Source organism: Pseudomonadota bacterium (assembly GCA_013285465.1).
Taxonomy (GTDB): Bacteria; Pseudomonadota; Alphaproteobacteria; order Micavibrionales; family CSBR16-224; genus CSBR16-224.
On the sequence record CP053449.1, the window covers coordinates 1,804,689 to 1,817,221 of the forward strand.

General features: G+C 52.0%; 10 protein-coding genes. 1 reads left to right on the forward strand and 9 read right to left on the reverse strand.

Features of this window, described 5'->3' with window-relative positions; genetic code table 11:
• Window positions 1-22 precede the first annotated feature (22 nt).
• Together lnt and HND56_08775 are read right to left on the reverse strand one after the other, a co-directional pair.
• Entirely contained in the window at window positions 23-1,606 is a 1,584-nt protein-coding gene (gene lnt, locus HND56_08770; protein QKK05773.1) for an apolipoprotein N-acyltransferase, read from the reverse strand.
• A complete protein-coding gene (locus HND56_08775) occupies window positions 1,566-3,713 on the reverse strand; it encodes a DUF4131 domain-containing protein (protein QKK05774.1) in 2,148 nt (715 codons plus the stop codon). Before HND56_08775 ends, lnt begins: the two co-directional genes overlap by 41 nt.
• Window positions 3,714-3,805: 92 nt before the next feature.
• Between HND56_08775 and HND56_08780 the strand changes: the two genes are divergently transcribed.
• Window positions 3,806-5,230 carry a glutamate--tRNA ligase gene (locus HND56_08780; GenBank protein QKK05775.1) on the forward strand — a complete coding sequence of 475 codons (1,425 nt, stop codon included), beginning with the start codon at window positions 3,806-3,808 and terminating at the stop codon, window positions 5,228-5,230.
• A gap of 15 nt (window positions 5,231-5,245) precedes the next feature.
• On the opposite strand, the gene HND56_08785 is transcribed toward HND56_08780, so the two are convergent.
• The 7 genes from HND56_08785 to rbfA all read right to left on the reverse strand — a co-directional run bounded on the left by HND56_08785 (window position 5,246) and on the right by rbfA (window position 12,461).
• A complete protein-coding gene (locus HND56_08785; GenBank protein ID QKK05776.1) occupies window positions 5,246-6,943 on the reverse strand; it encodes an AAA family ATPase in 1,698 nt (565 codons plus the stop codon).
• Window positions 6,944-7,049: 106 nt separating this feature from the next.
• Complete coding sequence (locus HND56_08790; GenBank protein QKK05777.1) at window positions 7,050-8,612, reverse strand: hypothetical protein; 1,563 nt, start codon at window positions 8,610-8,612, stop codon at window positions 7,050-7,052.
• Between the two features lie 134 nt (window positions 8,613-8,746).
• Window positions 8,747-9,016 carry a 30S ribosomal protein S15 gene (gene rpsO, locus HND56_08795; GenBank protein QKK05778.1) on the reverse strand — a complete coding sequence of 90 codons (270 nt, stop codon included), beginning with the start codon at window positions 9,014-9,016 and terminating at the stop codon, window positions 8,747-8,749.
• A gap of 45 nt (window positions 9,017-9,061) precedes the next feature.
• Window positions 9,062-10,000, reverse strand: a complete 939-nt coding sequence (gene truB, locus HND56_08800; GenBank protein ID QKK05779.1) for a tRNA pseudouridine(55) synthase TruB — start codon at window positions 9,998-10,000, stop codon at window positions 9,062-9,064.
• Window positions 10,001-10,011: 11 nt separating this feature from the next.
• Entirely contained in the window at window positions 10,012-11,049 is a 1,038-nt protein-coding gene (locus tag HND56_08805; GenBank protein ID QKK05780.1) for a hypothetical protein, read from the reverse strand.
• 13 nt (window positions 11,050-11,062) lie between these two features.
• Window positions 11,063-11,995, reverse strand: a complete 933-nt coding sequence (locus HND56_08810) for a hypothetical protein (GenBank protein ID QKK05781.1) — start codon at window positions 11,993-11,995, stop codon at window positions 11,063-11,065.
• A gap of 82 nt (window positions 11,996-12,077) precedes the next feature.
• On the reverse strand, window positions 12,078-12,461 hold the full coding sequence (rbfA, locus tag HND56_08815) for a 30S ribosome-binding factor RbfA (GenBank protein ID QKK05782.1): 384 nt from the start codon (window positions 12,459-12,461) through the stop codon (window positions 12,078-12,080).
• Window positions 12,462-12,533 lie beyond the last annotated feature (72 nt).

Genomic DNA, 12,533 nt, shown 5'->3' on the forward strand with positions numbered 1-12,533 from the left:
TTCACAGCGCCATTTCATGATGTTATATCCTCTTGCGTGATAGAAATGCCGCCAATATCAGAAAAAAAACAACAAAAACAAAAACCGTTTCGTGATGCCGCGCATAAAAACCGGGTGAAACAGCACGGGGCAAGGCAAGGTCAATCACCCCCGTCTCTCCAAGCGGCACGGCTTTCAAAACATGCCCGTAAGAGTCGATAACTGCGGAAATACCGGTATTGGCGGCACGTATAAGTGGCAACCCTTCCTCAATCGCCCGGGCACGTGAAAAGGCAAAATGCTGATACGGCCCGGGGGTATCCCCGTACCAGCCGTCATTGGTCACATTCAACAGCCATGCAGGCCGTTCTTGACCTGCCGCGGTCACACGACCCGGGAAAATGACCTCATAACAAATCAGCGGACTGAATGACGGAAGACCGAAATCAGACGCCATGTAAGGGCCGTCACCGGCTTGAAAATCCTCAAACCCCGACAATAAAGCCCCTAATGCCGCAACGGAAACAAATCTGCGAAACGGCACATATTCCCCGAACGGTACCAGATGTGATTTCGGATACTGGGCCTTCTCGCCCGTGCGGATATTCAACGCCATCAGACTATTGTAATAATGCTCCCTGCCCTGTTCATCCGGACGGCTGAAAATATTCCCTGTCAGCAGCACCGCATCGGCAGGCAACCCGTTCCGCAATGCCGTACCGACCGCGGGGAAGGCATCAATATCAGCCGTCAAGGCCGTTTCCGGCCAGATGATAATATCCGCAGGATTCTTTGCATTAGAGAGCGTCAAAAGCTTTTGAAAATTCTCCGCCTGTTTCTCCGCCATCCATTTTTCATGCTGCGGAATATTCGGTTGCACCACCCGCAGCATAACCTTGTCATGGAAGACGGTTTCACCCGCCTGCGCAAGACGCCACGCCCCCCACACCCACATCAGCAGCGGCAGCGCAACCGACACCGCCAATGCGGCACGGGCACGGCGCTTGCCGATTTTCAAAAATACAAAAACCGTCATCATGGCACTTGTCACCGTTAATGCGCCCAGACCGTAAACACCCGCCCATGACAAATTCTGCAGCACCGCCAAAGAATGCATCCATGCATATCCGGACAGATTCCACGGAAACCCCGTAAACAAAACCCCGCGCAGATATTCCGTGATGCACCACAGCGCCGCAAAGGCAAACACACCGCCAATGCGGCTGCTATATTTCAAGACCTGAAAAACGGCAAACCCCAAAAACCCCGTATAAACAGCTAAAACGGCAGGGATGCCAAACAGCGCCAAGGGAATAATCCACCACCATGCCGCCAGATCGACAAACAGCGCATGCGTCACCCAGAACAGCCCGCCCAGAAAGAATCCTGCCCCGAACAGCCAGCCGCGCAGGAAAGCCTGTTTGCGGCTAGCAGCATCTGTCAGTGTCAGATAAAAAAACGGCAATGTCCCCCATAACACGAAAAACAGACCCGCAGGCGGCATCGCCAAAGCTGTCACCAGCCCTACAGCAAAAATCAGCAGACAGCGCCGCAAAGGGGACATCTCCGCAATCACATCCGCCATATCAGCGAATTTTTGCTGTGCTGCTTTTTCTGTTTTTGTCATTTTCTCTCACAAAATGTTCCGGCGACCATAAACGTATTCCACCCTGCTGCGCAACGGTTTTTACACGCACATCCCCGTCTTTTACAAAGACCGTATGACTGCCGCTGCGCCATAAATCAAAACGGTCAATCACCGTCTCCGCACGGCATACATGCGGCACGGCATCCTGCGGCGCAATCAGAATATCCGGCGGCGCGGATTCCGCATCACAAAGCATCAAAAACGCCAGCGGGTTACGCACAATAATAATGAGCTTTCCATGCTTTTGCCAGCGGCAGCGCAGCCAGTCACATTGCAGATCCTCTCCCGCCTCCCCCTCTTCCGGCCAGACCGGCTGCGGCTGCCGCAAACCGGCATGACGCTGCCATTGTCCGGCTGTGAATTTTTCACGGCGCAGCGATGATAAGGCCAGTCTTCCGTCTTCAAGACGCAATCCCGCCAAATCGCCGCGGCCCGAAATATAAATATCGGGTTGCAGGCGCGGCGCAGTATAAACGGCCAGAAAAATACCTGCGGCAATCAGTGCAAATCCGCACAGCCGGAGTCTTGATTGCCAAAGACACAGCCATAAACCGCCCGCCACGATCAACAGCAAGGCAGAAAGAGACCATGACGGTGCGTAAATCAGCGCATTTCCGCCTTCCCCGATATCACGTGAAATCTCGTAAATCATATCAACGCCGATGCCCGTCAATTGCAGCGGCCAGTAATGCAGCCCCAGCGGCATCAAAATCAATGCCGCAATCCCTGCAGGCATAACCAGAAAAGCCGTCAAGGGCACAGCCAGCAAATTGGCAAACAGACTGACCAAACCTGCAACGCGGTGAAAATGAAAAAGGGAAAACGGCGCCGTCGCCAGCGAGGCAATCACTGTTGTCAAAATCGTACCGAAAAAATACAGCGCTGAACGATGCATGACGCTGGCCTGCCGGTACCAGCTTTTCCATTTTTCAGACAGTGCTTCATAGAAGGCGATCAAACAAACCACGGCGGCAAAAGACATCTGGAATCCCGCATTCAGAAGCGCATGCGGCGTCAGCAGCAAAATACCCGCCGCCGCCAAAGCCGCAAGCCGCATTGTCAGCCCCGTGCGGTCCAACATCACCGCCAGTAGCACAACCCCTGTCATCATCACCGCCCGCTGTGCCGAGACAGGCGCACCGACCAGACACAAATAAACGATGCTGCCGCACAGCGCAAAAGCCGCACTTATTTTCTTGATCGGCCAGTAAAGCGTCAACCGTTCCGACAAAGCCAGAACCGCACGCAAAGCAAAGAAAAGCAATCCGGCCACCAGACCGATATGCAAGCCGGAGATTGCCAGCAAATGCGACAGCCCTGCCGCGCGGATATTCTCCCATGTCTCTTTTGAAATGCCGTCACGCTCCCCTGCCAACAGCGCAGAGACCAGAGAGGCCGTCACCGTGTTTTCAGGAAAAGCCGCCGCAATGTCACGGCGCACGCTGCTGCGCAATTTTTCCCAAAACAGCGACCAGCCGTTTTTTCCGGCGGCCTGTTCCAGAGTCACAGGGCCCAACGCATAGCCCGTCCCGCCCAGCCCGTCAAAATACATCTGGCGACGGAAATTAAAGGCCCCCGGCATAACCGGCAACGGCGGCGGATTGACAATGGCAAGGACGGAAATACGCATCCCCGGCAGAATGTCACCGTCAAAGGCTTTTTTATAGATTTGCAGCCGCACCTTCTCCGGCGTTTTTTCCGGCGGGCGTTTTTCCAGCGCCACATCCGACAAAATAATCCGCCAGCCTTTATTCTCCGGCAGCGTATCCGCCTCCGCGACCGTGCCGCTGACCATCGCAGGACCGACACGTTTTTCCAGCATCGGCGTTTTCCGGTTTTGCGCCTGAAGTGCCGCAGCGGAAAATCCCAGCAATGTCACAAACAGGCACAGCACAACCGCCCGCAAAACGGGCTTTCCTGCCAGCAATAACAGCAACACCGCCAATATGGCGAGCGACAAAACAGACGCCCACAGCAGCGGCTCCTGCGGCAAGGCATAATAAACGCCCGCGCCGATTCCAATAAAAACCGGCAGCCACAGCGGCAGTCTTTCGCGCTCGGCGTTCAGAATTTCCGCCGCCTGCACAGAGGCATTCCGTAAAAAACGCTTTAATTGTTCCATCATCCATTTTATAAAGGAAAACAACGGCAAAGAACATAAGGAAAGAAATAGAAGCTATGAGTGTCATCACACGTTTTGCACCTTCCCCCACGGGCTATCTTCATATCGGCGGCGCACGCACCGCTTTATTCAACTGGCTCTACGCCCGCCGCCACGGCGGCACATTCCTGTTGCGTATTGAAGACACGGATCGCGAGCGTTCCACCGATGATGCCATTGAAAAAATCTATGAAGGCATGAAATGGCTGGGACTGGACTGGGATGGCGATGCGGTCTCGCAATTTGAACGCCGCGACCGTCATGTCGAAATCGCCGAACAGCTGATTGCCGAAGGAAAAGCCTATTACTGCTATTGCTCACCGGAAGAGCTGGACGAGATGCGCGAAAAAGCGCGCGCCGAAGGCCGCAGCACCGGCTATGACGGGCGCTGGCGCGACCGCGACCCGTCCGAAGCGCCGGAAGGCGTTGCTCCGGTTGTACGGATCAAAGCCCCGCAAACAGGCGAAACCGTTATTCAGGATGCCGTACAGGGCGAAGTACGCGTTGAAAACACACAGCTGGATGATATGGTGCTGCTGCGCAGCGACAAAACGCCGACCTATATGCTGTCCGTCGTTGTTGATGACCATGACATGAATATCACCCATATCATCCGCGGCAATGACCACCTGACCAACACCTTCCGCCAGATCATGATCTATGATGCGATGGGTTGGGAAAAGCCTGTTTTTGCGCATTTGCCGCTCATTCACGGCGCGGATGGTAAAAAACTGTCCAAGCGTCACGGCGCAACAGGCGTGGAATCATACCGCGATATGGGCTATCTGCCCGAAGCGGTGCGCAACTATCTTCTGCGCCTTGGCTGGAGCCACGGCGATGATGAAATCATCCCCACCGACAAAGCGATTGAATGGTTTGATCTGGAACATATCGGCCAATCCGCCGCGCGCTTTGATTTCGACAAGCTCGACAGCATCAACGCCCATTATATGGCGGAAAAACCTGCGGCAGAGCTTGCCGCATTACTGATACCGTTCCTGTCGGAAAAACTCGGACATGCCCCGACGGAACAGGCTGTGGCATGGATGACGGCAGGTATGGCTGATCTGGTAGAACGTGCGAAACGTCTGACCGATCTTGCCGATGAGGCACTGTTCTACGTGCAAAGCCGTCCGCTGCCGCTCAACGACAAGGCAAAAGACATTCTCGGCGATGCCGCCCGCGACCGCCTTGCCGGATTGAAGCAGAAACTCGCCGTACTGAATGAGGCGGAGTTCACCGCAGAGGAAGTCGAGGCCACAGTCAAAAACTTTGTCAAAGATAACGGATTGAAATTTCCTGAAATCGGTATGCCGCTGCGCGCAGCTTTGACAGGCACGGGAAGTTCACCTTCCATTACCCATGTCGCAGCCATTCTTGGAAAAGAAGAAACACTGGCGCGCCTTGATGATGCTGTCGAGCAGCGTCAGGCTGCCGCCTGACGCCGGACAGAGACTCTAAAACTGTGCGTGAAAACCGATCGGACGCTTCACTTCTTTCTGCTCGGTCGTCGCATGCATACGGCTGATATAGGCCTTGGCATCCGCTTTTGTCACGGTATTGCGCTCCTCATAGCTCATTGCCTCAACCGCCGCGATTGCATCATCATCGGCATCCGGCATCATGCGCAGCGCCATTTCCGTCGGCATTTTTTCAACGAAGTTGCGGACCACGCGAGCATTGGCAAATTGATCACCGACCGCCTCTTTATATTTCATGATCTCTTCAACCGCATAATCGCGCACATCTTCCGGGATAATCACATGATTGATCTTTGCAAAATGATCCATGATTTTTGACAGATCTTCCGCGCCATAAGGTTCCAGCACCAGCGCATTGTCAAAACGTCCGCGCAACCCTTTGTCCGAGCTCAGGAAACGTTCGATATCCTCGTCATAGCCCGCGACAACAATGGTAATATTTTCGCGCTGTTCCTCCATCACGGCAACCAATGCCTCGACGACACGGAAACCGAAATCGCGTTTTTCACCGTCACCCATTTCCGGCGTCAAATTATGCACCTCGTCGATAAAGAGCACGCCCCCCATCGCATCCGCCAAGAATTCTTTCATCGCATTTTCGGTCTGACCGATATGGGTCGCGACGACTTTTTCACGCGTCAAATGAACAAATTTACCGTTACTGCGTCCGATGGATGTCAGCATACGATTGTAATATTGCGCAAAGGTGGTCTTCCCGACCCCTGTCGGGCCGGAAATCCGCGTATGCAATGCCTCTTTCGGTGCATCTTCCGCACCATCCTTATGGCGGATACTGTCAAAGACAGCGCGCGCCGATATTGCCCGCATCATGTCCTTGGCCTGTTGCTGCCCGACAAAATTCTCGTTCAGATCCGCACGCACCGCTTTTGCGGTTTCTTTTTCTGTTTCCTGTACCATGGGCTTTCCATCATATCCTGTTTTGCCATTGCCTTTTTCTTTGGCATCCGATTTTTCGCCATTGAAAACGACAGGCAAATTTGACGTGCCGTTATTCTTTTTGGCTTCATTTTTGGTGCGACTGATTTCCAGTGCCCGGTCTTCAAAATCGGTATGTTTGTTTTCCACAAAGCTGATCAGCGGCTCAAGCGTATCTTTGCGGTGCCGTGCCAAAAACTTCAAATCCGGATCCGTGGCGGATTTTTCCGCATGGGAAATCACACTGATCAGCATGTTCAGTATGCTGCCGGTATCCGTGCCAAACGGCACCAACGGGCCGTCTTTCTGATACTCCATAAAGTCGGCATCTTTATAAAGCTCCCCCACTTCCGTCACAATCTCGCGCATAAAGTTTTTGACGTCACCGCCTTCTTCCAGAATGTCGCGGAAGGATTTTTTCATCAGCATATATGTCGTATCATAGGGCAGAACACGTTCGGCAATCACACCAGCCGCTGGGCTTGGCTGCCCGCGCATCGGTTTTTCACGGCCTTGCATACCGCGGTCCAGCAATTCGGAGACTGCCAGATTGACGAATTCCTCGTCCAGATCATCCATTTCATACAGGCGTTGCAGGAAATAAAGCGGATGCTCGTAATCTTCCCCCAGCTTCAATTCATCAATATCAACACCTTGCGGAATACTGTGGAGTTTCTCCAGATTTTGTTCACGAATAGCATCTTCCAGAATTTGTTCGGCAGGGTAAGTTGTCGTCATAGGGCCTTCCTCTTCTTTTATATTCTATCAACCCGTTTGCTACGGTTTCATTATAGAAAATAAAAGTTAAGAGATTATTACGACAAATAAGAAAGACGTTGAAAAATTAGAATCGCGGATAGGATCCGCCCTTGTTATTGCGGCGTTTAATGACGCGCAACGGGCGTTTACGCGTATTCATATGTGCGCCGTCAAATTGCGGCGGATTGGCGGTAAATTTAGCCAGTTTCTCATAGGCCGTGCGGATATGAGAATCATTTTGATGGTCCTTGAAATCCTTAAAAGACACATATTCCTTATCCTTGCCGTTGACAGTTGTCACACGCGTGACCTCGGCGGAGCGGAAATTGAAAATATGCGAAATCGTAAAGCTGTTCTGGCGGCTGCCCGGCAGACTTTCAAAATTCTGGACACGGCGGACGGTATCATCCCCTTCAATCTGCCAGCCATCACCCAGCACTTCCTGTTTGATCTTATCAAGGTGACGCCGCGTGGTGGAGTTGCGGGCGTATTTCATTGCCTTTTCATAGGTTCCGGCATCCCATTTATCACTTTTGGTAAACAGGGCGTGCAGCATTTCATGTGCACCGTCACCGGCAGCCTTAAGAATACCGCTTTCGACAATATCCTGCGGCCAGTCCTGACTTTTGTCCAAAAGTTCTTCCACCGTACGCCATTTATTGTGACGTATCATAAAGGAAAGCAAATAACCGTGCTGTCCCGTCACATCATCAATGCGGTCAATCAAGGCTTTGCGACGTTCAAATTCGCGTTCGCCTTCGCCGGAGCTGCGGTAATGTCCGGTCGTAATCATATCCGAATGAATATGCAGCGGTGTCACGACAGCACCGCGGCGGCGCAGCAGATCAAGCGCATAATCATTATTCTGGTCAATTGATGCCTGTACCAGATCGGGGTGGTCCAGCTTGTGATCCATTGCATCCAGCAAATAAAGCAGCTTTTTCGGCTGATCACGCAAGATCGCCTGCCGCGCCAGTTCCTGCGCATCCATTTTTTCCAGCCAGTCCGGTCCCAGCACTTTCAAGCCGTCAACATCGCTTTGCAGGGCGGCGGCAAAAATATCTGCCGTCTCGGCACCGTCCAGAATAGACGGAAATTTCTCTTTGACCCAGGCAACAGCCAAGGGCTTATCATAACGCAAACCGTCCATCATCATCTCGGCCACGGCGGCTTCGCGCTTATCGGTGTCAATCATCTCCAGAAGATGTTCCGCCATATCCGGACGCCCCTGCTGCAATGCTTCCATCAGACAGTTACCATCCACACGCGCACCGAATGTATAGAGCAGGTCAACCGCCGCGTCATTCTCGTAACGCACGGCATCACGCATAAAATAGCTGCTTTCTTTCTGGCGGGTCGCCCCCGCCTGCAAAAGCAGTTTCACCATATCGGGATTATTTTTATCCAACAGCGCGGCTTGCAGCGGGCCTGCATGCGCATTCACATCTTCACCGTCACATAGTAATTCCCAGACAGCCCAAAGACTTTTTTCCCGCACAGCCATTTCAAGCCGGAACGAGGTGTTGTGACCTTTCGCATTGCTCAATGCGTCCTTATCCGTTTCCGTCGGACGCGGAATTTCGACCGTCACCCGCTTACGGAGTTCGGTTTCGCGCTCACGTTTTTTGCTGTTACCAAACAGTCCCATTCTGTCTTTCGTTTATGTCATAAAGTTCCAAGATTGTTCACTTTACACGATGGTAAGGGGCTGAATCAAGGACAAAACAAAAACCGCCGTCCAGACCGGAGGCGGTTTTCATTTTTTCTATACAGAAGAAAAACTTAGCGACGCAGGCCAAGCTTTTTGATGATCTCCTGATAACGCGGCTCGTCTTTGCGCTTCAGGTAATCCAGCAGGCGGCGACGCTTGCTGACCATTCCCAGAAGACCGCGACGGCTATGCACGTCTTTTTTGTGTTCTTTCATATGTTCCGTCAGATTCGCAATGCGTTCGGACAAAATAGCGATTTGAACTTCGGGTGACCCCGTGTCATCTTTCGCGGTTGCATGAGTTTTAATCAACTCCTGCTTTTTTTCTGCTGTAATCGACATCTTCATTTCTCCTTATCAGGTTTATTTCGGTTTTTACAAAATGCCTTACAGGTTCAAGACCCGTACAGGCTTTAATTCGGCCCCTTCAAGCGATGCGAGTGCCAGCGGATTTCCGCCTGCCATCGCCAGGATAGGCCCCGCATATTGTCCGATCTCCACACCTATGGCTTTCAGACGTTCGCGGTCCTGAACCGTCAAAAGGCGCACCGTCTGTCCATGGGACATGCGTGACGCCTCGTCTTGTGTCAATGGCAGGGCCGGGATGTCGTCCAGCGCCGCTGCCACAGGCAAAAGCACCTGTTCAGGCGGTTTGTTATGCAATATTTCCTCGAGCTTTGCAAGCGAAATCGCGCTTTCTTCTGAAAAATTTCCAACACGCATCCGGCGCAGAACCGTCACATGACCGCAGGTTCCAAGGCGTTTTGCCATGTCGCGGGCAACGGCGCGTACATAGGTCCCTTTGCCGCAGCGCATCAAAAATTCCGCATGGTCTTTTTCCACCGCCAGACATTGCAAATCATAAACCGTGACCTCGCGCGGCTGAATCGCGGCGACATCACCGCGCCGCGCAATATCATAAGCGCGCTGTCCCTGAATTTTGATGGCGGAAAATTGCGGCGGCACTTGTGTGATGACACCGGTAAACTCCGGCAAAACGGCCTTAATCTCGGCTTCTGACGGGCGGTTATCGCTTTTTTCGATGACCTCGCCTGCGGCATCATCGGTATTGGTGGCCACGCCCCAGCGCACGGTAAAGCCGTAATCCTTATCCGCATCCTGCATATAAGGTACGGTTTTGGTCGCTTCCCCCAAGGCCACAGGCAAAACACCCGTTGCCATCGGATCCAGCGTTCCGGCATGACCGGCCTTGGCCGCTCCCGTTAAACGGCGCACCGCCGCGACAACTTTCGTCGCGCCCATATCCATGTCTTTGTCGATATTCAGCCAGCCATTCAGCGGCAGACCTTTGCGTTTTCGTCCCATGGGATGAAGCTTTACCCCATCCGGCGCTGTTTGTGCAAGTGTTTCACGTAGGAATAGAGAAGATTATTATCCGTGCGTATTGTCGGTTTCCGGCGCGGCAGTCTTTTCACCGCAGGCGATACCGCCTTAAAATCCTTATGCGGATGATTTTGCTGTTTCTGTCCGGATTTCCTGATTTTCTGAATGGCCTGCAAACTGCGGTAAAGCGGAATCGTGGCCATTCCTTCCGGCAAGTGCTCCATATAATTCCCTTTACCAAGCAGATCGCCAAGCAGGTAAATTTTTTGCGGGTTATTCAAATCCAGCCCGTCCTGATGAGTAGCTGTTCTCGTCTTTTCATCAAAATATTCCCCGGAACCGCAGGGAATTTTAATATCAGCCACACCGATATTTTTTGCATAGGTTTTCAGGCAACGGTCTTCATAGAAATTTCTGCGCCACGCATCATTGAAGAATTGCGTAAATCTCTGTGCCAGCAGTTCCGGCGTCTCCTCATTTACGCGCGGCGGATCAAACATATGTTCCAAAGCCGACAAATCAAGGTCTTGCGTAGCCGATTGCAATAGCCAATCCTCTTTCATCTCCTGTCGGCGCTTGGCGGAAACAGTTCGGCGTACGCTTTCTCCGACAGCAAAGGCATCCGCCTCGATAAATTTAATTTGCGTAATGTAATCTTCCGGTGCCTGCAACTGCGCCAAATTATCCGACAAGCTGGGGATCATACCATGAGAATCCTGCCAGGCATGGCGAATTTCATGCGCCAATGTTCCCACCAGCGTCAGATTATCCGAGGCTGCGTTCAAGGCGACGATCTTGTATCCCTGATAGTAATAACCGCCCGCCTTGGTCTGATGATCCATTTCGATGCGGATATTATTTTCATCCGCCCAGTTCAACAGCTCTTTTCCCAGCGGGCTTTTTGCCATTAAGCGGCGGATATCACGGATACGCGCCTTGTCTTTTTTACGGCGCGCCGGATCCTGCCCCGCCAGCACATCATCCACATTCTCGTGAAAGGCTTTGATCATGTCCGCTGCATTTTTTGTCATGTTCTTGTCTTTCTTACATTAGCCGCGGAATGGGTTTCAGTCCGGCATTCCCCTTGGCACGTGCCTTTTCCTCTGCCGCGTGAAGGGTCATAAAACGGTCAAGATTACGCTGCGACAAACCGCCGATAAACTGCTCATGCGTCAAAAGATCCAGCGGAATGTCCTTCAGATAATTATCCGTGCCGTCAAAATTACTGCCCAGTTTCAGGAACTTTTCCTTATCTTCAACATTCAACCCTTCATAAGGCGGCAATTGATGATCCTTGCTCGCACCATATTCCGTTTTTACTTTTGGAATACCGTCCCAGCTTTCCAGTCCGGCCAGTATCTCTCCGGCATAGATGCTGCCATCGTCATAAAGATTCTTACGTTCTCCCGTTGCGAAGAAACCGCAGAATCCGGCCCATAGTACTTCCTTGCCTTTCAGGTAATCCGGTGCAGATGCTTTTTGTTTCTCGGCAAGATCCATGCACATCTGACGGAAATGGCTCAGTTCGAATTCCGGATGCAATGCCTTCCACTCCGCACAGACCTGCATTTCATAGGCGGCGGCATCCGCTTCGATAAAGCGGAACTGTTTCAGATAAGTCCCCGCATCTTTATATAATGTGGCGCAGAAACCGTTTTCGCCCTGCCAGGCATGGCGCAGCTCATGCGCCAGCGCAATCATCATGCGGTCATCCGGCAGATGGGCATTCAGACAAACCGTTTTAGAGCCGGGCACGTAATAACCGCCCGCCCCTGCTTCTTCGCATTGGTAATCCAGCTTAATCTCAATGCCGTTTTTATCGGCCCATTCTATGATTTTTTGACCGGTCGCGGTTTCGGCCAGCATGTATTTGACTTTTTCAACCCGTGCAGCATCATAAACGCGGCGGTCTTCGGGTTGTGCCGCGAAGATGTCATCCGCATTTTCTTTCCATGATTTCAAAATTTCAGACGCCATAACCCTGCCTGCCGCATATATAAAACAATGCGATTATATTAACATAATACTGCGGCGAGGTCAATCCGTGATGACACGAAGATCAGGTACCCGTGCGGGTTTCATCTTCGTCATGTTTGGCAACATCATGGCGGACTTTCTCATCAGCCAGCAATTCATAAACATGTGCGGCTTTGAAAAAGCTTGTATCAGCAACAAAATTCAGGCGCGGCGTATAGCGCAATGTAATCTCGCGGCTAAGGTGTTTGCGAAAGTAAGAGGAAGCGCGGTTCAATGCTTTCATAAAGGCATCCATATCCACCACCTGTTCTCCCGGCGGTGGAACGATGTAAACCGATGCATTTTTGAGATCAGGACTAATCCGTACTTCCGAAATCGTCACGGCGTTCAGCCCTACCAAAGCCGGATCTGACATAAAGCAATCACGCAGTTCTGCCGACAGAATGTGGCGGATCTGTTCCCCCACGCGTAATTGTCTTTGATTTTGTGTCGAATAACCTGACATGAAAGCCTCCGCTTTATCATTCTTTTTTCCAAT